The organism is Nocardioides ferulae, assembly GCF_003660455.1.
GTDB classification, from domain to species: Bacteria; Actinomycetota; Actinomycetes; order Propionibacteriales; family Nocardioidaceae; genus Nocardioides; species Nocardioides ferulae.
In genome coordinates this window covers 151496-173097 of record NZ_QZVR01000009.1, presented here as the reverse complement: position 1 = coordinate 173097, position 21602 = coordinate 151496, and the positions used below count along the sequence as shown (strand labels likewise).

The window sequence follows — 21602 nt, the reverse complement described above, 5'->3', positions numbered from 1 at the left end:
ATGCCCCGCCGATCCCGGCTGCGACATGCGCGTCGTCGCTGTGCCCGTGGTCTCGATAGGGTGACCCGGACCCCCGTGATCCGCGCGCCGGCCCGAAGCCTCGGGCGGCGCTGCCGGCGGGTCGACGGATGCGAAAGGGGAGCTCAGTGGGCGTGCTTCGGGCACGGGCCGGTCGACGGCGAGCGCCGGCGCTGGCGGCGGGACTCCTCGCGCTGGCCGCCGTCGCCGGGTGCACCGAAGACGGTGACCCCCAGCCGTTGCCGCCCCCGCCGGCCGAGCCGGTGCGGCTGACCTTCGGGGCGTGGGGAAGCGAGCAGGAGATCGTCGCCTACGCCGACGTCGTCGAGCAGTACAACGCCCTCAACGACGAGAGCCAGGTCGAGCTGCTCACCTGGCCGACCGCCGATGCGATGCGGACCGCGATCGAGGACGGCGAGCGGATGCCCGACGTCATGCTCTCCTCCCGTGACGACCTGGCCTGGTTGCTGGGCGAAGAGCTGAACCAGCCCGTCGACGACCTGCTCGACGAGCGCGGGGTCGAGTTCGGCGACGGCTACTCCCGCGACGGGCTGGAGGCGTTCTCCGCCGACGCCCGCCTGCAGTGCATGCCCTACGGCATCTCGCCGATGGTGGTCTTCTACAACACCGAGCTGGTCGACTTCGAGAAGATGGCGGCCCGAGAGCTCCCCGCCCCCGACATCGAGAGCGACAGCCCGCGCTGGAGCTTCGAGGAGTTCGCCGCCGCCGCCGACTTCGCCACCAGACCCCGGCGCGGCACCCGCGGCGTACACATCGAACCGACCGTCGAAGGGCTCGCGCCGTTCGTGCTCTCCGGCGGCGGCGGACTCTTCAACGACGACGCCACCTCGCTGGGGCTCTCCGGCGACGGCAGCCGCGGCGCGCTGGAGACCACCCTCGAGCTGTTGCGCGACCCGCAGCTCACCCTCACCGAGGAGCAGCTGGCCAAGGCCCCGGCGCTGACCTGGTTCGAGCGGGGCAAGCTCGGCATGATCGCCGGCTACCGCTCGCTGGTGCCCCACCTGCGCCAGGTGCAGGGCCTCGACTTCGACGTGCTGCCGATGCCGGTGCTCGGATCGTCGGCCACCGTCGGCAACCTCACCGGGCTGTGCCTGTCCAAGCAGGCCCGCAGCCGTGCCGAGGCCGCCGACTTCCTGGTGCATGCCACCTCGACCGACTCGGTGGCCCGGGTCGCTCGCACCGGCTACCTCGCACCGGCGAACCTGCAGGTCGCGGTCTCCGACGACTTCCTGCAACCAGGCCGCCTCCCGGTGCACGCGGGCGTCTTCAACGTCGCGGTGCGGGCGGTGCAGGAGCTGCCGCTGATCGAGGACTGGCCTGCTCTCGAGGCCGCGGTGGCCACCGAGCTGCAGCAGCTCGTCACCGTGCCGGTGCTCGACGACCTCGACGAGCGCACCGAGCGGATCGACGAGCTCTCCCGCCAGGTGCTCGACCCCGAGGCCGAGCCCTCGGAGGGCTTCACTCCGATGGAGAACTGAGCGTCTCGGTCTTCTCGGGCAACTGGGGTTGTTCGGGCTCCTCGGCAGGCTCCGGGGGCGCGTCGGCGTCGAGGATCGCCTGGGTCAGCAGCGGAGCGGCCAGACCAACCTGCCAGCTGCGCGCACCCAGGCCCAGCAGTTGCTCGACGACGGCGTCGAGCAGAGCGCCCGGCTCGCGGGTGCGCGGCGGCGTCCAGAGGGTGCGGCGCAGGTAGTCGGGGGTGAGCACGTTCTCGACCGGCAGGCCGTGGGCCTCGGCCAGCTCGCCCATCGCCTGGCGGGCCAGTTGCAGGCGGCGGGCCGCGACCGGGTCCTTGTCGGCCCAGGCCCGGGGGAGCGGCGGTCCGTCACCGCGCGGGGCGCGGGCGGGCAGGTCGTGCTCCTCCATCGAGGCCGCCTCCTGCAGCGCCGCCACCCAGCGGGTCGAGTAGCGCTCGGCGCCGCGCCCGTGGAAGCCCTTGGTGGCCAGCAGGGAGGCCCGGTCGGTGGGCAGCGCGTGGGCGGCGGCGACGATCGCGGAGTCGGGGATGATCCGGCCCGGGGTCACGTCACGCTGCGCCGCGATCTCGTCGCGGGCCTCCCACAGCGCGCGGACCGCCGCGAGGCCCCGGCGCCCGCGGACCTTGTGCATGCCGGAGGTGCGCCGCCAGGCCTCGACCCGGGGCGTCGGCTCGAATCCGCGCAGGTGCTCGAACTCCTGCCGGGCCCACTCGTCCTTGCCCTGCGCGACCAGCTCGGCGCCGAGCTTCTCGCGCAGCTCGACGAGCACCTCGACGTCGAGCGCGGCGTACTCCAGCCAGGGCTCGGGCAGCGGCCGGGTGGACCAGTCGACCGCGGAGTGCTCCTTCTTCATGCGCGAGCCGAGCACGGTCTCGACCAGGGTGCCGAGACCCACCCGCGGGTAGCCGAGCAGACGTCCGGCCAGCTCGGTGTCGAACAGCGCGCTCGGCACCAGGCCCACCTCCCGCAGGCAGGGGAGGTCCTGGGTGGCGGCGTGCAGGATCCACTCGGTGCCCTCGAGCACCCGCTGCAGCGGCTCGAGGGAGTCGAAGGCGATCGGGTCGACCAGCCAGGTGCGCGACCCCTCGCGCCGCAGCTGGATCAGGTAGGCGCGGCTGGAGTAGCGGTAGCCCGACGCGCGCTCGGCGTCGATCGCCACCGGGCCGGTGCCGGCGGCCAGGGCCTCGCACAGCTCGGCCAGGGCGCTCTCGGTCTCGACCACGGCGGGGAGGCCGTCGCGCAGCGTGAGCAGCGGAGCGAGAGGGGCGGTGGCATCGTCCTCGGTGGCCGGCTCGGTTCCTGGCTGCTCGGGGGTGGGGGAGGGCATCAGCGTCCGGCGCCCCGTTGTCCACGGCGGCTGGGCATCACGCTCACACCCTCGGGCACGGGAGGCAGCCCGACCGCGGTGCACAGCAGCTCGGCCCAGGCCTCGACGTGGGCGGCGACGTCGAGCGTCGCCTCGCCGTCGGCCCCGGCCGCCGCTGCGGTGCCACCGGCCGGCAGCGGCGTCCACGAGGCCCGCACCTCGATCTGGGCGGTGCCGCCCTCCTCGGCCATCCCACCGAAGCTCTCGGTGGCGACCCGGGTGACGGTGCCGGAGATCGCGGTGTAGGCGGCTCCGTGGGCGTCGAGCGCGTCGGTGAGCCACGACCACCCGACGTCGGCGAGCAGCGGGTCGGTGATCAGGTCGACCTCGATCTCGGCCCGCGCGTAGGCGACGCAGCGGAAGGTGCCGTCCCAGGCATCGTTGCCGGCCGGGTCGTGGAGCAGGATGATCCGGCCGGTGCCCAGGTCGGTGTCGTCGACGGTCACGTCGGCCGACAGGGCGGCCGCGAACGGGGCGATCCGCTGCGGCGCCGGCATCTCCTCGCAGAAGACCTCGGGACGCAGCCGGGCGGCGCGCATGCTGGCCACGGCCTCGGAGAACTCCGGGGGCGCGAGACCGGCACCCGTGCCCGGGTGCGACTCCTGACGGACCACCATGGCCCCACCCTAGGGCGGGCCTCTCGAACCGATGTGCGAACACGCCGGTCCAGGTGCGAGGCTTCGCTCGTGAGCACCTCCCCGAATCCGGAGCGCCCCGCCGCCGACGAGCGGCTGCGCGACAGCGCCTTCCTGCGGGCCGCCCGCGGCGAGCCCGTGCCGCACACCCCGGTCTGGTACATGCGACAGGCCGGTCGCTCGCTGCCGGAGTACCTCCGGGTCCGGCAGGGCGTCGGCATGCTCGAGTCCTGCATGGACCCCGAGCTCGTCGTCGAGATCACCATGCAGCCGGTGCGCCGCTACGGCGTCGACGCGGCGATCTTCTTCTCCGACATCGTGCTGCCGCTGAAGGCGGTCGGTGTCGACCTCGACATCAAGGCAGGGGTGGGGCCGGTCGTCGAGAACCCGGTGCGCACCCTCGACGACGTGGCGGCGATCCCCGACCTGACACCCGACCACGTGCCGTTCATCACCGAGGCCGTCCGGTCGCTGGTCGCTGAGCTCGGCGGCACCCCGCTGATCGGCTTCGCCGGAGCTCCGTTCACCGTCGCCTCCTATCTCGTCGAGGGCGGTCCCTCGAAGGAGCACGCGAAGACGAAGGCGATGATGTTCGGCGCCCCCGACGTGTGGGACGCCCTGATGCGCAAGATCGCCGGCATCGCCGCGGCGTACCTCGAGGTGCAGGTCGCGGCCGGCGCCAGCGCGGTGCAGCTGTTCGACTCGTGGGCGGGCGCACTGACCCCGCGCGACTACCGCGACCACGTCATGCCGCACTCGGCGGGCGTGCTGGAGCGGGCGGGCGCGCTCGGCGTCCCGCGGATCCACTTCGGAGTCGGCACCGGCAGCCTGCTGGAGCTGATGGGCGAGGCCGGGGCCGACGTGGTCGGCGTCGACTGGCGTACGCCGCTCGCGGACGCGGTGTCGCGGGTGGGCCACCGAGGGGTGCAGGGCAACCTCGACCCGACGCTGGTGTTCGCGCCCACCGAGGTGATGACCGCTCGCGCCGCGGAGGTCATCGAGGCCGGCCGGGCCGCCCGCGGGCACATCTTCAACCTCGGCCACGGGGTGATCCCCTCCACCGACCCCGCGGCGCTGGAGCGGCTCACCGAGTTCGTGCAGTCCTACCCGCTGGACTGACGATCGCCGCGCGCGGCCCTCACGCCTCGGCGGTGGGCGCCGCCGGACGGCGGCGCCGGCGGTTGCGACGCAGCCACCACAGCGGCACCGCGATCGCCAGCAGGACGCCCAGCCAGGGGAGGAGCGCCCCGACGACGGTGACCAGCGCGACCGTGAACGCGGTCAGCGCGCCCCACCCGGCGTCCAGGCCGGAGAGGAAGCCTGCGTCGTCGTCCTCCTCCTCGTCCTCGGCCTGCTGCTCCGAGGTGCGCTCGAGGTGCACGGTGATCGTCGACATCGAGGTCTGGTCGGTGAGAAAGGCCCGGCGGCGCAGCAGCGAGTTCAGCTCGGACTGGCGCTGGGAGAGCTCGGACTCGATGCGCACCACGTCGCCGATGTCGACCGCGCGGGCGAGCAGCGCCTCGATCCGGCGGATGCTGGCCCGCTGCACCCGGATGCGCACCCGGTTGTCGATGACCTGGGTGGTCACGTCCTCGGAGCTCCTCGTCGAGTCGTTCAGCTCGGCGACCTCCTCCTCCAGCTCCTTCATCGTCGCCTCGAAGGTGTCGCTGGGCACCCGCAGCACCATCCGGGAGGTGCGGACCTCGCCGTCGTCGCCGGTGCGGGTCTCCTCGTCGGTGATCTGGCCGCCCGCCCGGTCGACCACCTTCTGCACGTCGAACCGGGCCTGGGCGACGTCGTCGCTCTCCAGCGACACGGTGCCGGTGCGGATGACCAGCGCCTCCTGCACCTGCTGCTCGGGGGCGGCCTTCCCCGGCTGGTCGCGGAGGACGCTGTCTGCCGGGGCGTCCTCGGCGGACATCGCGCCGCCCTCGGCAGCACTGTCGGCGGCCGTCGCTTGGCTGTCGCCGCCGTCGTCGGACGAGGAGCACGCGCCGGCCGTGAGGGTCACGGCCAGCAGCGCGGCGGCGAGAGCGGGGAGACGGCGAGGCAAGCGAGAGCTGCTCATGCCGTCTGGGACGGTCCCTCCCGGGTGACGGTTCCCGCGGCGCCGGGCGGCCGCGCGCGAGCGTCTGAGAGATTGGGGGCGTGCGCGAACACGGGCAGGGCGGACGCTGGCAGGTCGTCGTGGTGGGTGGCGGCATCGCGGGCCTGGCGGCCGCCCGCGAGCTGGGCTCCCGGGGGCTGCGGGTGCTGCTGCTCGAGGGCTCACCGGAGGTCGGCGGCAAGCTGCGTCGCCGCCCGGTCGCCGGCGTGACCGTGGACGTCGGGGCGGAGGCCATGCTCAACCGGCGGCCCGAGGGTGTCGACCTGGCCCGGGCGCTCGGCCTGCCGGTCGAGCACCCGACCACCGCCGCCTCGAAGATCTGGACGCGCGGCTCGCTGCGGCCGCTGCCGCGGTCGCTGATGGGGGTGCCGCTCGACCTCGACCAGCTCTCCGCCTCCGGGGTGCTCTCCGCCGAGGGCCTGGCGCGGGTGCGGCAGGAGCCGTCGCTGCCGGCCGAGGTGGTCGACGGCGACGTCTCCGTGGGCGACCTGGTCGACCGGCGGTTCGGGCCCGAGGTCACCGACCGGCTGGTCGAGCCGCTCCTCGGCGGGGTCTACGCCGGCCACGCCCGGCTGCTCTCGGCACGGGCGTCGGTGCCGCAGCTGGTCGCGTTCGCGACCAAGGGGTCGATGCTCGAACAGGCCGCGGCCATCCCGACCACCTACGCCGGGCCGGTGTTCGCCGGGATCCCCGGCGGCATGGGCCGGCTGCCCGAGGCGATCGCGGCCGGGGCGAGCGGCGAGGGCGGCTTCGAGCTGCGCACGGGTGCCACCGTGCGGGAGCTGCGCCGCACCCCTGACGGCTTCGCACTCACCGTCGGACCCACCACCGCCGAGCAGCTGGTGGAGGCCGACGCCGTGCTGCTCGCCGTGCCGGCTCCGCCGGCCGCCCGGCTCCTGGCCGAGGTCGCCCCGGTCGCCGCCCACGAGCTCGCCGGGGTCGAGGTGGCGTCGATGGCGGTGGTGACGCTGGCGTTCCGCGCCGCCGACGTGGCCTCGCTGGCCGAGACCTCCTCGTCGGGGTTCCTGGTGCCTCCGGTGGATGGCCGCCGGATCAAGGCGTCCACGTTCTCGTTCGCGAAGTGGGGCTGGGTCCGCGAGGCCGGCCGCGCCGCCGGAACGGACGGCGGCGACCTCCTCCTGCTGCGCACCTCGCTGGGCCGGCACCGCGAGGAGGCCGCCCTGCAGGCAGCCGACGAGGAGCTGGTCGCCGCGTCCCTGGCCGACCTCGCCGAGGCCGTCGGGCTCGCCGCCACCCCCGTCGACACGCACGTGCAGCGGTGGGGTGGCGGGCTGCCGCAGTACGCCGTCGGCCACCTCGACCGCGTCGCCCGGGTGCGTGCCGCCGTCGGTGAGGTGCCCGGCCTCGCGGTCTGCGGCGCGGCGTACGACGGGGTGGGCATTCCCGCGGTGATCGGCTCCGCGCTCTCCGCCGCCCGGTCCCTCGCCGAGTCGGCGGGGGTGGCTCTGCAGTAGCGCCGGGTCGGCGGGGCTGGGTGTCCCGCCGGGTGTACCGCGGCGTCCCTGGGAGACGGGACAGCGGGCCCGCGAGCCTGCGGTCATCGCGACAACCGACCCAGAGAAAGCGACCCACCGATGACCACCCACGTCACCTCCACCAACCCGGTCCGATCCGACCTGTCCCCGACGCCCTCCGCCCCGCGAGCGTCGCGGGCCTGGGCCGGGGCCGGGGTCGTCGCCGGCCTCGCCGGCCTGGCGACCTTCAACCTCAGCGGCATGATCGGCGGGGTCTACGACCCCGAGCTGGGCGGCGACGCCGCCCTCATCACCGACGAGCTCGCCGACCAGACCGGCCTGCTGATCGCCTTCCACACCGTGACGATGATCGGCGCGGTGCTCTCGGTGGTCTTCGCCGCCGGCCTGTTCCGCCGGCTGCGGGCCACGATGGGCGAGACGGCGCTGGCCCCGCTGATCGCGTTCTCCGGGGTCTTCGGCACCGCCGTGGTCAGCGTCCTCGGGGCCGGTCTCGACACCGAGTTCATCTTCGCGCTCAGCGACGACGAGGGCCTGGTCAACCCGGCCAACGTCACCTTCTACAACCACTGGATCGGCACGATCCCCTGGCTGTGGGTGCTCGCCGGCCTGAGCGGCCTCGCCCTGTTCGTCGCCGGCCGGGCGAAGGCGGTGCCCCGCTGGATCGGCATCGTCGGCCTCGTCCTCGGCGGCATCACCCTGCTGTGGGGCGTCTCGCCGCTGCAGTACATGGCCGGCATGACCGGCCCGGTCTGGATGCTCGTGACCGCCCTCGGATTCTCCTTCGGCGACCGCACCAGCGGTGTTTGATGTCCGCGTGACGCCACCCGCGGAGCGCGCGCAGCGACCGGCCAGCTGGCCGGTCGCTGCGGCGTTCCCGTTCGCCAGCGCGCTGTGTGTCGCCGTGATCGCCGCCCTCGAGCTGCGGATCCACGGCGAGCCGATCCTCTGGTCGTTCGGCGAGGAGTCGACGACGACCTACGGCCTGGGCACCGGACTGGTCGGCCTGGTCCTGGGCCTGCTGTCCGCCGTCATCCTGCGCTCGGCCGGCCACCGGGTGATCGGGGTGGCCATGGGCGGCACGGGCCTGTTCTGGGCGCTGGACGGCGTCTCGGAGTCGTGGGTGCGGCTGGCCCTGGTCACCGAGGACGCTCTGCCCGGCACGACGTTCGCGGTCTGGTTCCTGTTCCGCTTCACCGCGCTGCTCACCTCCACCGTGGTGCTGCTCGCGCTGATCTTCCCCACCGGCCGGTTCCTGCCCGGCCTGTGGGGCGTGGCCAGCTGGGTCTGCATGGCGGCGATGGTGCTCAGCTCCCTGTCGTTCGTGCTGGTCCCCTACGAGGCGCAGGAGCCCGGGAGGGTCGACCCCCCGCCCGGCGTCGACCTGGACCCCACGACCGTCGATGCGCTGGCCCCGCTGCTGGAGACCCTCTCCGGCGCGCTCCAGGCCATCACGGTGCTGGGCCTGGTCGTGCCGGTCGGCGTCGTGGTGCATCGCTACCGCCACGCCACCGGCACTGCGCGCGACCAGATGCGCTGGCTGCTGTGGGGCGTGCTGGTGGTGGTCACGGTCGCGGTCGTGACCGCGTCGATCGACCTGGGGCCGCTCAACGCGCCAGTCTTCTTCCTCTCGATCACGGTGGCCCCGGCCGCGATGACCGTGGCCGTGGTCGCCCCCCGCTTGGTGCCGATCGACGATCTGCTCGGCCGAACCCTGGTGCTGGCGCTGCTCGCGCTGGTGCTCGTGGCCGTCGACTTCGTGGCGGTCGCGGGGCTCAGCGCGCTGCTCGACGACTCGATGGAGCAGTCGCAGGTGGTGCTCGTGGTCCTGCTGACCACCGTGCTGCTCTACGGCCCGCTGCGCCAGCGGCTCTCCCGGTGGGTCCGGCGTCGTGTGCTCGGCGAGAGCGCGGACCCCTACGACGCCGTGGCCGGCCTCGCCTCGACGTTGGAGTCCACCGACGAGGGACCCGAGCAGCTGGCCGCGGTCGCTCGCGCGGTCGCGGACGCGTTCGGCGTGGGCTTCGTCAGCGTCGAGGTCGAGCGCAGCGGCGGTGAGCGGCTCACCGCCACCCACGGGACGGCGCCCGACCGCACCCGCACCCTGCCGATCACCTACCGCGGCGACCACGTCGGCCGGCTGGTGCTGCCAGCGCGTGGGCTGCGCAGCCGGCTCTCGCGCCGCGACGAGGAGGTGCTCGGTGACCTGGTGCGACAGGCCGCGACCGCGGCCCGGACCAGCCGGCTCGCCGAGGAGCTCCAGGCCAGCCGGGAGCGTCTCGTCGTGGCCCGCGAGGAGGAGCGTCGCCGGATCCGGCGCGACCTCCACGACGGGCTGGGGCCCTCGCTGGGCGGCGTGGTCTTCCAGCTGGAGTCCGCTCGGCTCCTGATCGATTCGGAGCCCGAGCGCGCCCGGCGGCAGCTCGCGGCCACGACCGCGCTGGTCCAAGACGTCGTCGCCGACGTGCGGCGCCTGGTCCACGACCTGCGCCCGCCCGCACTCGACGACCGCGGCCTGGTGGGTGCGCTGCGCCAGCAGGCCGAGCGGGTCGAGGGTGTGCGCGTGACCGTGGCCGCCGGCGACCTCGGTGCGTTGCCCGCCGCGGTCGAGGTGGCGGCGTACCGCATCGCCGGCGAGGCGATCACCAACGTGACCCGGCACGCCCGGGCTCGCGCCTGCACCGTGCGGCTGAGCCGTGACGCCGACCAGCTCCTGGTCGAGGTGGCCGACGACGGGGTCGGGATCCCCGAAGACGTGCAGGCCGGCGTCGGTCTGGTGTCGCTGCGCGAGCGGGCCGCCGAGCTGGGCGGCCGCGCCGAGGTGGCCTGCCCGGACGACGGCGGCACGGTGGTGCGGGCCTGGCTGCCGGTGCGGCGCGGCCACGACGGCGCGACGCCGGAGGACGAGGGATGAGGAGGACGAGGCGATGAGCGAGCACGCGGAGCCGGTGCGGGTGGTGGTCGTCGACGACCACGAGATCGTGCGGGACGGACTGGTCGCCCTGCTCGGAGCGCTGCCGGAGTTCGACGTCGTCGGCGTGGCCGCCGACGGGCGGGCAGCGGTGCACATCGTCGACGAGACCCGACCCGACGTGGTCGTGATGGACATCCAGATGCCGGTGCTCGACGGGGTCGAGGCGACCCGCTTCGTGACCGCCCGCCACCGTGAGGTGCGCGTGGTGATGCTGACGATGAACGAGGACGACGACACGGTGCTCGCCGCGATCCAGGCCGGCGCCTCGGGCTACCTGCTGAAGGGCTCGGGCGCGGAGGAGGTACGCCGGGCGCTGCTGGCCGCGGCCGCCGGCGGCATGGTGTTCGGGGCCTCGCTCGCGGGGCGGGTCGCGGCGCTGTTCGCGGGCGGGCGCCGAGCCCCGGAGAAGGAGCCGCCGTTCCCGGACCTCACCGACCGTGAGCGGGAGCTGCTGCACCTCCTCGCGGCCGGCCGCTCCAACGACGCGATCGCCGCGCAGCTGTTCGTCTCGAACAAGACCGTGCGCAACACCGTCTCCTCGATCTACGCCAAGCTGCACGCCACCGGCCGGGCGGACGCGATCATCAAGGCCCGGGAGGCGGGCTTCGGCCGGGAGTGAGTCGCCGAGGGGTCACTGATTCCCGCGATATCGCGGCGTGTCGGGGAACCGTTGACTCCTCGGCATGCGGAGCCCCCCGCCAAGGTGGTCCCGCCCGCGCGGCAGAATGGGAGGCATGACGAGCAACGCAGCCCGCATCCGCGAGATCAACGACTCGATCCGCTACACGATGTGGTCGGTGTTCAAGCTGGAGCACCTCCTCGGCGGCGACGCCGACCGAGGCGCCGAGTCCACCGAGCTCGAGAAGCTGATCGCCGACCTCGGTGAGGAGGACGTGGTCGTCCGCGGACTCTACGACGTCAGCGGGCTGCGCGCCGACGCCGACCTGATGGTCTGGTGGCACGCCGTCGACTCCGAGCAGCTGCAGTCGGCCTACCACCGGTTCCGCCGCACCGCGTTCGGCCGCCGGTTCGCGCCGGTGTGGTCGCAGATGGCGCTGCACCGCCCGGCGGAGTTCAACCGCAGCCACGTGCCGGCCTTCCTCGCCGACGAGGAGCCCAAGCGGCACGTGTGCGTCTATCCGTTCGTGCGCTCCTACGAGTGGTACCTCCTGCCCGACGAGGAGCGCCGTGCCCTGCTCGCCGAGCACGGCCAGATGGCCCGCGACTACAAGGACGTGCGCGCCAACACCGTGGCCAGCTTCGCGCTCGGCGACTACGAGTGGCTGCTCGCGTTCGAGGCAGACGACCTGGCCCGCATCGTCGACCTGATGCGCCACCTGCGTGCCTCCGGGGCGCGGCGCCACGTCCGCGAGGAGATCCCGTTCTACACCGGCGCCCGGGTCGAGGCCGCCGATCTGGTCCAGCGCCTGCCCTGACCGGCCCGAGCCGAGCCGGAAGATGCAACCGGCCGGCGTGCCCAGGCGTCGGAACGGCATGCGCATCCCTGCTGTGGCCGCCGTGGTCGGCCTGCTGCTCCTCGCCCCGTTGACCGGCTGCGGCTCCGAGGACCCCGCCGACGTTGCGGCTGACCCGGCGCTCGCCGGCTCCGCGGACAGCCCGGTCTCCGACGACGACCCGGCCTCCGACGGCGCGGAGCCTGATGCCCCCGCCGGCATGCCCGCCGCGATCCCGGCCGCCGACGGCCCGGTCCGCAGCCTGCACCTGGCCACCGTGCTCGACGCCGGCGACGCACCGCCGCAGCTGTGTCTGGGACCGGTCGCCGAGTCGTGGCCGCCGCAGTGCCAGGGCATCCCGATCGACGGCTGGAGGTGGGCCGACGCCCGGGGTGTCTTCGACCGCGAGGGTGACGTGCGCTGGGGGTCGTTCGCGGTGACCGGCACGTTCGACGGCGAGACCTTCACGGTCACCGACCTGGTGCCCGCGGCTCTCTACGACCCGATGGTGCCGGAGCCGAGCACGCCGCCCACCCCCGCGGTGGAGCTCGACGCCGGGGAGCTCGAGGTGGTCGTCGGGGAGGTGATGGCGCTGCCGGGCGCCACCAGCGCCTCCGCCGACGAGGTCCGAGTCACCGTCGAGGTCGTCCACGACGATGGGTCACTCCAGCGGTGGGCCGACGAGACCTACGGCGCCGACGTGGTGAACGTGGTCTCGCTGCTGGTGCCCGCCGTCTGAGCGTGCCGAAAGGTCAACCGTTCCCCCGGACACGCGTGTCGCGCGGGAATGGGTGACCCCTCGGCGGCCATCTCAGGAGACCCGGTGGTTGCCGACGAAGACCCCGGTCGGGTCGACCGCCGTCTTGGCCGCGCGCAGCCGGGCCAGCCCGTCGGTGGAGTACGCCGTCGCCGGGTCGACCGGGCGCTCGGTGAACGTCAGCACGTGGCGACCGGTCGCCCACGGTGCGAGCGCCTCGACCACGCGGGCCGCCGCGGCCCGGCCCGCGACCGCTGCCTCCGGTCCGGGAGCGACCGCGACGCAGAACAGCGCGTAGTCGCCGTCCACGTGGGAGAGGGCGCCGTCGGCGGGGCGGGCCACCGCGCCGCCGAGGTGGCGCAGCTCGGCGAACATCAGGCCCGATCGCGTGCCCGCGCCGACCTCTGCGAGCAGCGCGTCCACGGCGGCGTCCGGCAGTGGGCCGAGCACCGCGTGGTCGGCGACCGACGGCACCGGGGCGGGCGGGTCCATGTGCACGCCGAGCATGCCGGCCGCCGGCATCCGGCCGAAGGTGTCCAGCTCCGGCGCGAGCGCCCGCAGCGGGGCCAGCAGCGCGGCGGCGGTGTCGTCGTCCTCGAGCACCGCCCCGTCGACGATCACGAGGTCGCGGCCGCTCAGGAACGGCGGCAGCTCGGGCAGCGGCGGGAAGCTCATCACCCGCAGCGAGGTGGTCACCGACTCGGGGAGGTCGCGGGTCCACTCGGTCCACGCCCGCACGACCTCGGCGGCACGCTCGCGGTCCCACAGCAGCATGCCGCCGTAGACGTCGGCGATCGGCAGCAGCGCGATCTCCAGCGCGACCACCACCCCGAGGTTGCCGCCCCCGCCGCGCAGCGCGTGCAGCAGCTCGGTGTTCTGGGCGCCGTCGGCGCGGACCAGCTCGCCGGTGGCGGTGACCACCTCGGCCGCGGTGATCGAGTGTGCCGCCAAGCCGTGCTGCCGGGCGAAGAACGACAGCCCGCCGCCGAGGGCGTAGCCGGCGACCGCGACGTCGGGAGCGCTGCCGTGCAGCGCGGCCAGGCCGTGCGGGGCGATCGCCGCGACCACGTCGGCCCACAGGGTGCCGCCGACGACCCGGGCGGTCCGGGTCTCGACGTCGACGCTGACGCCGGTCAGCTCGTGCAGCCGGACCAGCACGGTGTCGGAGAGGTCGGCCTCGGCGAGCGCCGAGGCGCCGTGGCCGGTGCTCTGCGCCGCGACGCGGAGTCCGGCCGCCGCCGCGGCCCGCACCACCTCGGCGGTCTCCTCGACACTGCGGGGTACGGCGACCGCGGCCGGCCGCTGGTCGGCGGCGAGGTTCCAGGCGACGCGCGCCGCGTCGTACCCGTCGTCGCCGGGGAGGGCGACGCGGCCGCCGCAGAGGCCGCGCAGCGACGTGGCGGGCCGGGCCACGTCAAGAGGGGTGCCGGGGGTGCCGGGGGTGGTGGGGGTGGTGGGGGTGGTGGTCATGACTCGGGTGTCCTTCGCGTTCGAGCGGATCCTCGGTAGGTAGGGGCGAGGCCCGGACAGTCAGAAGCCAGCCTCGTCCCGCAGCGTGCCGTCGGACATCCCTCGCGGGCGGGCTTTTGTCAGCCGCCGAAAATGGGTGGACCGCGAAGGGCCCGCGTCACCTCGCGCTGCCTCGGCCGTTGGTCCGTCATCCCCGACGGCACCGCGGAAGACGAGGCCACCATGCGCCGACTGGTCCTGCTCCCTCTCTGGCTGCTCTCCCTGCTGCTCGCCGGTGTGGTCGCCGGCGGGCCGGCCGGCGCGCACGAGGAGCGCGAGTCGCAGTTCCCGCCGGGCCGCGGTGAGGTGCCCGAGCACCGCACCAAGGCCGAGGCGGCCGACGTGATCGTGGTGTGCAAGAAGGGCTCCGCCAAGCGGATCGCCCGCATCGATCGGCCCGGCGTACGCCGCTTCAACCAGCGGCTGCTGCGTGACTGCGAGCACCGCGACATCCAGGCGGCGGTCGACGCTGTGCAGAGGCAGGGCACCAACATCTACGTGCTGCCCGGCCGCTACCGCGAGAAGCCGTCGTGGGACGCCGCGTGTGCCGAGGACTACGACGGCGGCGTCGTCGAGTACGACCTGGTCGTCGACTGCGGCGAGGTGGTCAACCTGGTCACGATCGCCGGCGACGACCCCGACGACCCCGACATCACCTGCGACAACCAGCTGTGCGACCTGCAGATCGAGGGCACCGGCGACGACCCGCGCGACGTGCTCCTCTCCGGCGGCTTCCGCGAGGACGGCGACTGGGTCAAGCACAACGGCATCAAGGCCGACCGCGCCGACGGCTTCTACCTGGCGAACATGACCGTCGAGCTGTTCCGCGAGAACGCCGTCTATGTGCACGAGACCGACGGCTACGTGCTCGACCGGCTCGAGACCCGCAAGAACGACCTCTACGGCGTGCTCACCTTCACCTCCGACCACGGTCTGATCCAGCGCTGCAACGCCCACCACAACGGCGACTCCGGGATCTATCCCGGGTCGGCCGCCGACGTGAACTCCGAGAGCACCGTCACCGGGCCGCTGGACCGGTGGGCGGTCGAGGTGCGCGACTGCGACATGCACCACAACACGCTCGGGTTCTCCGGCACCGCCGGCAACTCCGTCTACGTGCACGACAACCGGATCCGCGACAACGGCATCGGGTTCGTCGTCGAGTCGATCCTCGGCGGTCACCCGGGCATGCCGCAGGACCACGGTTGGTTCACCCGCAACGAGATCCACGGCAACAACGTCAGCTACTACGGCAACACCCAGGGCACCGACGCACCCTGTCAGGCCGACACCCCGGCGGAGGTCGGCTACGAGAAGGGCGTGGTGTGCCCGGCGTTCGGCCTGCCGGTCGGCACCGGCGGCATGATCGTCGGCAACCACAACTTCGTCAGCGGCAACACGATCTACGACAACTGGCGCAGCGGGATCATGTCCTACTGGGTGCCGCCCGCCGCGCTGCGCGGCGAGTACGACCCCACCAAGCAGTTCGACAACGGCAACCACAACAAGTTCACCCGCAACGAGCTCGGCTTCTCGCCCGACGGCGAGGTGCTGCCCAACGGGCTGGACTTCTGGTGGGACGACGCCGGCGTCGGCAACTGCTGGCAGGACAACCTCACCGCGCCCGGCACCGAGGTCACCCACAACGCCACGCTCGGCTCGCTGCCCGACTGCGGACACCCCTCGCAGCTGCCCCCGAGCAACCTGGTCAAGACCGTGCAACTGCTGCCGTGCGCCGAGTACGACCGCTACTCCAACCCCGACCCGGCCGGCTGCGACTGGCTCGAGGCGCCCCCGAAGCCGGTCCCCGGCCAGCGGCCGGCCGCGATGGGCGGCCGCGACAGCAGCCCGGTCGGCCCCGTGCTGCTGCTCGGGGCGGGAGTGCTCGCCGCGCTCGGCGTCCGCCTCGGGGCGCGGCGTACCGGACGGGCGGCCCGATGAGCCTGCTCCTGGGCCAGCCGGCGATGCCGACGGCCGACCTTCCTCCCGCCGACGAGCCGACGGCGAGCGGTCGGCCGGGTCGGAGCCGGTGGCCGCGCTGGACCGCGGTCGTGGCGGCGCTCGGCCTGGCGTGGGCGCTCGCGCCGCAGGGGGTGCGGTTGGGACAGGACGTGCGGGTGGCGATGCCGGTGCGGGCCGGCCTCGAGGTGCCCGAGTACGGCGCCGACGGCACCTACTTCCTGGCCTACGAGTACGGCGAGACCGTCACGGTCGGCGTGCCGGTCTCGAACACCGGGCTGCTGCCGGTCACGGTCACCGGGGTGCGGCTCGTGGAGCCGGAGTTCCCGCTCCTCGAGCCCGTCCCCGAGGGTGAGGGCGCAGCGGAGCCGGTCGAGCTGGGGCCGTTCGAGGAGGCCGTGGTGCCGTTGACGTTCCGGTTCGCCAACTGCCGCTACTACCACGAGCGGGCGACGCAGAGCTACACCGCCGCGGAGGTCACCGGGAGCGTCCTGGGCCGCTCGTTCACCGAGACCGTGTCGTTCGCCGAGCCGCTCACCTCGCACGCGCAGGTGATCCTCGACTGCCCCGAGCGCACGCTGGTGCGCGGCGACGACCGGCGGCTGCCGGCGCCCGGGCGAGGGTAAGCGTCCTACGAGCCGTCGGCGGACGGTTCCAGGGTGAGGCTGATCGAGTTGATGCAGTAGCGGTCGCCGGTGGGCGTGCCGTAGCCGTCGGGGAACACGTGTCCGAGGTGCGAACCGCAGTTGGCGCAGCGCACCTCGACCCGCTTCATGCCGTGGGAGTTGTCCTCGAGGTACTCGATGGTGTCGCTGATCGGCTGGTAGAACGACGGCCAGCCGCAGCCGGAGTGGAACTTGGTGTCGGACTCGAACAGCTTGGCCTGGCACGCCTTGCACCGGTAGACGCCGGTGGTCTCGGTGTCGGTGTACTCGCCCCGGAACGCGGGCTCGGTGCCCGCCTGGCGCAGCACGGCGTACTCCTCGGCGGAGAGCTCCGCACGCCACTCCTCGTCGGTCTTCTCCACGTTGTAGGCCATGCCGCCAAGCCTACGGAGCGGTTGCAACGCGCCACTCGCGTGAGAGCGCCCACTCACCCGTCGGGACGGTTGACCCTTGTCCGGGGCCTGTGTCTACTGGAGGGGGTACGCCGCTCGACGTCGACACCGAACAGGGAGCAGCGCGTGGCCGCAGGAACGATCCCGTGGGAGCGAGTGCGCCGAGCCGGCTCGAAGCTCACCACCCCGCTCCACCCCGACGACTACCTGCGGCTGGTCAACCCGCTGTGGACCGCGCGCGAGCTGCGCGGCCGGGTCGAGAAGGTGGTGCCGGAGACCGACGACGCGGCCACCTTGGTGATCCGGCCCGGCTGGGGCTGGCACTACGAGCACCGGCCCGGGCAGTACGTCGGCATCGGGGTGCAGGTCGACGGCCGCTTCCAGTGGCGCTCCTACTCGGTGAGCTCGCCGCCGCAGCGTCGCGGCCGCACGATCGCGATCACGGTCCGCGCGATGCCCGAAGGGCTGCTCTCCACCCACCTGGTCAGCGGCCTCGAGCCCGGCACGATCGTGCGGCTGGCGCTGCCGGAGGGCGACTTCGTGCTGCCCGATCCGCCGCCGGAGCGGATGCTCTTCCTGGTCGGCGGCAGCGGCGTCACGCCCGTGATGTCGATGTTGCGCACGCTCGAGCGGCGCGGCGCCCTGCGCGCGGGCGGCCCCGACGTGGTCATGCACTACTCCTCGCCCAGCGCCGAGCGGATGATCTTCCGTGAGGAGCTGGAGGCGCTGGCCGACCGGCACGACACGTTCACCCTGCACCAGCTGCACACCGACACCGACGGCATGCTCGAGCTGGCCGATCCCGAGCGAGGCCTCGACGGGCTCTGCCCCGACTGGCGCGACCGCGAGCTCTACGCCTGCGGCCCGGCACCGATGCTCGACGCGATCGAGGAGCACGTCGAGGCCCACGGCGACCGGGACCGGCTGCACCTGGAGCGGTTCTCGCTCCAGCTCGGCGGCGAGGGTGGCGAGGGCGGCACGATCAGCTTCCGTACCTCCGGCAAGACCATCGACGTCGACGGGGCGACGACCGTGCTCGAGGCCGGCGAGCAGGCCGGCGTCGGGATGCCGTTCGGCTGCCGGATGGGCATCTGCCACACCTGCACGCTGACCCTGGTCGAGGGCCGGGTCCGCGACCTGCGCAACGGCGACGAGTTCGGCCAGCCGAACGAGCCCGTGCAGACCTGCGTCACCGCCGCCGTCGGTGACTGCGTGCTCGACATCTGACGCCGTCGGTCGAGCTTGCCGAGACCTCCGACAGATCTCGGCAAGCTCGATCACCGAGGACCGCTCGATCACCGAGGACCGCTCGATCACCGAGGACCGCTCGACCACCGAGGACCGCTCGACCACCACCAGACCGACCCGACACCACCAGGGAGGCCACCGTGGCCATCGCCGACGTCAAGGAGTACACCCACCTCACCGAGGACGAGGTCGAGCAGATCGGGCGCGAGCTCGACGGGATCCGCGCCGAGATCGAGGAGTCCCGCGGCGCCGCCGACGCGGCGTACATCAACCGGATGATCAAGGTGCAGCGCGGCCTCGCGGCCGCCGGCCGGGTCACCCTGTTCGCCAGCAACCGCAAGCCCGCCTGGGCGGCGGGCACCGCCATGCTCGGCCTGGCCAAGATTCTCGAGAACATGGAGATCGGCCACAACGTCATGCACGGCCAGTGGGACTGGATGAACGACCCCGAGATCCACTCCTCCAACTGGGAGTGGGACACCGCGCAGCCGGCGGAGCAGTGGAAGCACAGCCACAACTACATCCACCACCAGTTCACCAACGTGCTCGGCTACGACAACGACATCGGCTACGGCATCCTGCGGATGGCCCGCGAGCAGAAGTGGCACCCCTACTACCTCGGGCAGCCGGTCTACAACGCGCTTCTCGCGAGCCTGTTCCAGTGGGGCGTGGCGCTGCACGACCTCGACCTGGAGCGCATCCGCAAGGGGCAGAAGGACCCCAAGGTGATGAAGCGGCAGCTGCGCCAGATCGTGCGCAAGGGCCGCAACCAGATCCTCAAGGACTACGTCGTCTACCCGGCGCTGTCGGGCAGGAACTGGAAGACCACGCTCACCGCCAACGCGACCGCGAACCTCACCCGCAACCTGTGGGCCTACGTGATCATCTTCTGCGGCCACTTCCCCGACGGGGCGATGCACTTCACCGAGGAGGAGATCGAGGACGAGACCCGGGCCGAGCGGTACCTGCGGCAGATCCTCGGCGCCGCGAACTTCAAGGGCGGGCCGCTACTGCACATCCTGTCGGGCAACCTCGGCTTCCAGATCGAGCACCACCTCTACCCCGACCTGCCGAGCAACCGCTACGCCGAGATCTCCGAGCGGGTGCGCGCGCTGTGCGACAAGTACGACATCCCCTACACGACCGGTCCGCTCTACCGGCAGTACGGCCAGGCGCTGCGCACGATCATCAAGCTGTCGGTGCCCAACCACTGGACCTCCAGCAACGACCCGGCCCCGCCGGAGCGCTCCGACACCGCCGACGAGCCCTCCCGCGACCGGCGGCGCCGGTCCGACGAGGAGCGGCCGCCGCGCCGCGTCGAGTTGGGTGCGTGGACCCGCTCGCGCGACGAGCGCCGGCACCGGGACGACTGAGGGGTCGGCGATGGATCCGGCTCCCACCGCGTTCGCCGACCTGCCGCTCGACCCCGAGCTCGGCGCACCGGTGCCGTTCGCCTGCGGCACCGACGACCGGTACGGCGCGGCGCGCGACGGCGCGCCGGTCTCGGCCCGCACGCTCGACGGGCGCCGGGTCACGCAGTGTGCGCTCAGCCGCATCTGCGGCGTCTGCGGCGCCGGCCTGGGCCGGCCGATCGCGTTCCTGGGCAGCCCCGAGGAGGCGGCACGAAACGCCTTCCACTTCCCCCCGGCGCACCTGGCCTGCGCGCAGGCGCTGCTGGCGGCCTACGAGAGGGTGCCCGGGGCGCTGCTCGGGCAGGTCGAACCGCCGCCGTCGTGGGTGCTGGTGACCACCGCGGCGTTCGAGTTCGTGCGACCCGGCCGCGAGGAGGTCGACCGGCGTCCGACGTTCGCGCCGCATGCGATCTTGGAGCAGGTCCGCTGATGCTGGAGTCGTGTGCCCCTCGACGCGCGATGGCGCGTGCTCAGGCACACGACCCCCGCTAGCGTGACGCCATGCCGAAGACGCCCGCCGCCGAGGTCCAGGCCGGGGATCGCACGGTGCGGGTGTCGAGCCCCGACCGGGTGATCTACGAGGCCACCGACACCACGACCGAGGTCACCAAGCTGATGGTCGCGGAGTACTTCGCCGGCGTCGAGGACGGTCTGATGCGGGCCCTGCGCGACCGGCCGACCGCGCTCGAGCGCTGGACGTCGGGGGTGCGGCCCGGCATGAGGCTGGCCACCGGCCCGCAGGACAAGGACGCCGACGCGTTCTACCAGAAGCGGGTGCCCAAGGGCGCTCCCGACTATCTCGAGACCGTGCAGATCACCTTCCCCTCGGGCCGCACCGCCGAGGAGATCTGCCCGACCGAGATCGCGGTGCCGGTCTGGTGCGCCCACATGGGCACGCTCACCTTCCACCCGTGGCCGGTGCGCCGCGACGACGTCGACCGGCCCGACGAGCTCCGCCTCGATCTCGACCCGCAGCCCGGGACCACGTTCGCGGACGCCGTGCGCGTCGCCGGTGCCGCGCGGGTGCTGCTCGACGATCTCGGGATGACCGGCTACGCCAAGACGTCGGGCAACCGTGGCGTGCACGTGTTCGTGCGCATCGAGCCGAGGTGGGAGTTCGTCGACGTCCGGCACGCCGCGATCGCCTTCGGCCGCGAGCTCGAGAAGCGGGACCCCGGGGTCACCACCGCCTGGTGGAAGGAGGAGCGCGGGCAGCGGATCTTCGTCGACTACAACCAGAACTGCCGCGACCGCACCATCGCCTCCGCCTACTCGCTGCGGCCGCTGCCGGGCGCCCCGGTCTCGACGCCGGTCACCTGGGAGGAGCTGGCCGAGCTCGACGACCCCCGTGGCCTCAACCTGTTCACGGTGCCGCAGCGGCTCGCCGAGCACGGCGACCCCTGGGCCGGCATCGACGAGGTGCACCACGACCTCACCCGGCTGCTCGAGCTGTGGGAGGCCGACCCGCGCGAGCTGAACTATCCACCGGACTATCCGAAGATGCCGGGCGAGCCGCCGCGCGTGCAGCCGAGCAAGAAGGTCGCCGAGCACTGGGACGAGGAGGGCAACCGCGTTGAGGGTTGAACCGGAGCCGGGCCTGACCGACGAGGGCGCCGCGTTCGCGGCGTACCTGCGCTTCTACCGCGAGACGATCCTGGAGAAGTGCCGGGCGCTGCCGTACGCCGAGCAGCGCCGGCCGCACGTGCCGTCCGGCTGGACGCCGCTGCAGCTGCTGAACCACGTCGTGCACGTGGAGCGGCGGTGGATCGTGTGGGGGTTCCTCGGCGAGCAGGTCGCCGACCCGTGGGGCGACCACCTCGACGGGGTGCCCGACGGACCGTGGGTGGCGCCCCAGGACGGCACGGTCGACGGCCTCGCGGCGCAGTGGGAGCAGGTGGCGGCGCACACCGAGCGGGTGCTGGCCGCGACGCCGATGGCGACGTCCGCGGCCACCGGCGGTCGGTTCGACGAGGACCCGCCCGACCTGCGCTGGATCTGCTTCCACCTGCTGCAGGAGGTGGTGCGGCACGCCGGCCACCTCGACGTCGCCGTCGAGCTGGCCGGGGGCCCGACGGGGGAGTGAGCCCCGCCGAGGCGTCGATCGTTCCTCGACA

20 protein-coding genes are annotated in these 21602 nt (G+C 73.3%); 15 read left to right on the top strand and 5 right to left on the bottom strand.

The window, feature by feature from the left end:
• Positions 1-146 precede the first annotated feature (146 nt).
• Entirely contained in the window at positions 147-1517 is a 1371-nt protein-coding gene (locus tag D6B71_RS13510) for an extracellular solute-binding protein (RefSeq protein WP_164519661.1), read from the top strand.
• On the opposite strand, the gene D6B71_RS13505 is transcribed toward D6B71_RS13510, so the two are convergent.
• Positions 1498-2844 carry a ribonuclease D gene (locus tag D6B71_RS13505; RefSeq protein ID WP_121255843.1) on the bottom strand — a complete coding sequence of 449 codons (1347 nt, stop codon included), beginning with the start codon at positions 2842-2844 and terminating at the stop codon, positions 1498-1500. The genes D6B71_RS13510 and D6B71_RS13505 overlap by 20 nt on opposite strands.
• The gene (locus tag D6B71_RS13500; RefSeq protein WP_121255841.1) at positions 2844-3500 is read right to left on the bottom strand and encodes a DUF3000 domain-containing protein; all 657 of its coding nucleotides are present in this window, start codon (positions 3498-3500) and stop codon (positions 2844-2846) included. The genes D6B71_RS13505 and D6B71_RS13500 overlap by 1 nt, the downstream gene beginning before the upstream one ends.
• A gap of 69 nt (positions 3501-3569) precedes the next feature.
• On the opposite strand from D6B71_RS13500, the gene hemE reads away from it, so the two are divergent.
• Entirely contained in the window at positions 3570-4637 is a 1068-nt protein-coding gene (gene hemE, locus D6B71_RS13495) for a uroporphyrinogen decarboxylase (RefSeq protein WP_164519660.1), read from the top strand.
• Between the two features lie 19 nt (positions 4638-4656).
• Here the strand turns inward: hemE and D6B71_RS13490 are convergent, their stop codons facing one another.
• Complete coding sequence (locus D6B71_RS13490; RefSeq protein ID WP_164519659.1) at positions 4657-5571, bottom strand: DUF4349 domain-containing protein; 915 nt, start codon at positions 5569-5571, stop codon at positions 4657-4659.
• 95 nt (positions 5572-5666) lie between these two features.
• Between D6B71_RS13490 and hemG the strand changes: the two genes are divergently transcribed.
• The 6 genes from hemG to D6B71_RS13460 all read left to right on the top strand — a co-directional run bounded on the left by hemG (position 5667) and on the right by D6B71_RS13460 (position 12285).
• Entirely contained in the window at positions 5667-7100 is a 1434-nt protein-coding gene (gene hemG, locus D6B71_RS13485) for a protoporphyrinogen oxidase (RefSeq protein WP_206051747.1), read from the top strand.
• Between the two features lie 120 nt (positions 7101-7220).
• On the top strand, positions 7221-7928 hold the full coding sequence (locus D6B71_RS13480; RefSeq protein ID WP_206051746.1) for a hypothetical protein: 708 nt from the start codon (positions 7221-7223) through the stop codon (positions 7926-7928).
• Between the two features lie 7 nt (positions 7929-7935).
• Complete coding sequence (locus D6B71_RS13475; RefSeq protein WP_121255836.1) at positions 7936-10032, top strand: sensor histidine kinase; 2097 nt, start codon at positions 7936-7938, stop codon at positions 10030-10032.
• 13 nt (positions 10033-10045) lie between these two features.
• Positions 10046-10711, top strand: coding sequence for a response regulator transcription factor (locus D6B71_RS13470; protein ID WP_206051745.1), 666 nt, complete (start codon positions 10046-10048; stop codon positions 10709-10711).
• Positions 10712-10817: 106 nt separating this feature from the next.
• Complete coding sequence (gene hemQ / locus D6B71_RS13465; protein WP_206051744.1) at positions 10818-11528, top strand: hydrogen peroxide-dependent heme synthase; 711 nt, start codon at positions 10818-10820, stop codon at positions 11526-11528.
• Positions 11529-11586: 58 nt separating this feature from the next.
• Complete coding sequence (locus D6B71_RS13460; RefSeq protein ID WP_126688269.1) at positions 11587-12285, top strand: hypothetical protein; 699 nt, start codon at positions 11587-11589, stop codon at positions 12283-12285.
• 72 nt (positions 12286-12357) lie between these two features.
• On the opposite strand, the gene D6B71_RS13455 is transcribed toward D6B71_RS13460, so the two are convergent.
• Positions 12358-13773 (bottom strand): FAD-binding oxidoreductase, encoded by a 1416-nt coding sequence (locus D6B71_RS13455; RefSeq protein ID WP_121255830.1) that lies wholly within the window; start codon positions 13771-13773, stop codon positions 12358-12360.
• Between the two features lie 222 nt (positions 13774-13995).
• Here D6B71_RS13455 and D6B71_RS13450 point away from each other — a divergent pair, with 222 nt between their 5' ends.
• On the top strand, positions 13996-15753 hold the full coding sequence (locus D6B71_RS13450; RefSeq protein WP_121255828.1) for a right-handed parallel beta-helix repeat-containing protein: 1758 nt from the start codon (positions 13996-13998) through the stop codon (positions 15751-15753).
• Entirely contained in the window at positions 15750-16397 is a 648-nt protein-coding gene (locus D6B71_RS13445) for a hypothetical protein (protein WP_121255826.1), read from the top strand. The genes D6B71_RS13450 and D6B71_RS13445 overlap by 4 nt, the downstream gene beginning before the upstream one ends.
• 5 nt (positions 16398-16402) lie before the next feature.
• Here the strand turns inward: D6B71_RS13445 and msrB are convergent, their stop codons facing one another.
• Positions 16403-16810, bottom strand: a complete 408-nt coding sequence (gene msrB, locus D6B71_RS13440; RefSeq protein WP_121255824.1) for a peptide-methionine (R)-S-oxide reductase MsrB — start codon at positions 16808-16810, stop codon at positions 16403-16405.
• 144 nt (positions 16811-16954) lie between these two features.
• Here msrB and D6B71_RS13435 point away from each other — a divergent pair, with 144 nt between their 5' ends.
• The 5 genes from D6B71_RS13435 to D6B71_RS13415 all read left to right on the top strand — a co-directional run bounded on the left by D6B71_RS13435 (position 16955) and on the right by D6B71_RS13415 (position 21571).
• Positions 16955-18055 (top strand): ferredoxin reductase, encoded by a 1101-nt coding sequence (locus D6B71_RS13435; RefSeq protein ID WP_121255822.1) that lies wholly within the window; start codon positions 16955-16957, stop codon positions 18053-18055.
• A 161-nt stretch (positions 18056-18216) separates the two neighbouring features.
• Positions 18217-19449 (top strand): fatty acid desaturase family protein, encoded by a 1233-nt coding sequence (locus D6B71_RS13430; RefSeq protein ID WP_121255820.1) that lies wholly within the window; start codon positions 18217-18219, stop codon positions 19447-19449.
• A 10-nt stretch (positions 19450-19459) separates the two neighbouring features.
• A complete protein-coding gene (locus D6B71_RS22800; RefSeq protein WP_164519658.1) occupies positions 19460-19918 on the top strand; it encodes a hypothetical protein in 459 nt (152 codons plus the stop codon).
• A gap of 71 nt (positions 19919-19989) precedes the next feature.
• Positions 19990-21072, top strand: a complete 1083-nt coding sequence (locus tag D6B71_RS13420; protein ID WP_121255818.1) for a DNA polymerase domain-containing protein — start codon at positions 19990-19992, stop codon at positions 21070-21072.
• A complete protein-coding gene (locus tag D6B71_RS13415; protein ID WP_121255816.1) occupies positions 21062-21571 on the top strand; it encodes a mycothiol transferase in 510 nt (169 codons plus the stop codon). Before D6B71_RS13420 ends, D6B71_RS13415 begins: the two co-directional genes overlap by 11 nt.
• The last annotated feature ends 31 nt before the right edge of the window (positions 21572-21602 follow it).

Bases quoted from the DNA above. Each gene is read 5' to 3' on its own strand.
- D6B71_RS13505 (WP_121255843.1), bottom strand. From the start codon at position 2,844: ATGCCCTCCCCCACCCCCGAGCAGCCAGGAACCGAGCCGGCCACCGAG.
- D6B71_RS13500 (WP_121255841.1), bottom strand. From the start codon at position 3,500: ATGGTGGTCCGTCAGGAGTCGCACCCGGGCACGGGTGCCGGTCTCGCG.
- D6B71_RS13480 (WP_206051746.1), top strand. From the start codon at position 7,221: ATGACCACCCACGTCACCTCCACCAACCCGGTCCGATCCGACCTGTCC.
- D6B71_RS13470 (WP_206051745.1), top strand. From the start codon at position 10,046: ATGAGCGAGCACGCGGAGCCGGTGCGGGTGGTGGTCGTCGACGACCAC.
- hemQ (WP_206051744.1), top strand. From the start codon at position 10,818: ATGGGAGGCATGACGAGCAACGCAGCCCGCATCCGCGAGATCAACGAC.
- D6B71_RS13460 (WP_126688269.1), top strand. From the start codon at position 11,587: ATGCGCATCCCTGCTGTGGCCGCCGTGGTCGGCCTGCTGCTCCTCGCC.
- D6B71_RS13455 (WP_121255830.1), bottom strand. From the start codon at position 13,773: ATGACCACCACCCCCACCACCCCCACCACCCCCGGCACCCCCGGCACC.
- D6B71_RS13450 (WP_121255828.1), top strand. From the start codon at position 13,996: ATGCGCCGACTGGTCCTGCTCCCTCTCTGGCTGCTCTCCCTGCTGCTC.
- D6B71_RS13445 (WP_121255826.1), top strand. From the start codon at position 15,750: ATGAGCCTGCTCCTGGGCCAGCCGGCGATGCCGACGGCCGACCTTCCT.
- msrB (WP_121255824.1), bottom strand. From the start codon at position 16,810: ATGGCCTACAACGTGGAGAAGACCGACGAGGAGTGGCGTGCGGAGCTC.
- D6B71_RS22800 (WP_164519658.1), top strand. From the start codon at position 19,460: ATGGATCCGGCTCCCACCGCGTTCGCCGACCTGCCGCTCGACCCCGAG.
- D6B71_RS13420 (WP_121255818.1), top strand. From the start codon at position 19,990: ATGCCGAAGACGCCCGCCGCCGAGGTCCAGGCCGGGGATCGCACGGTG.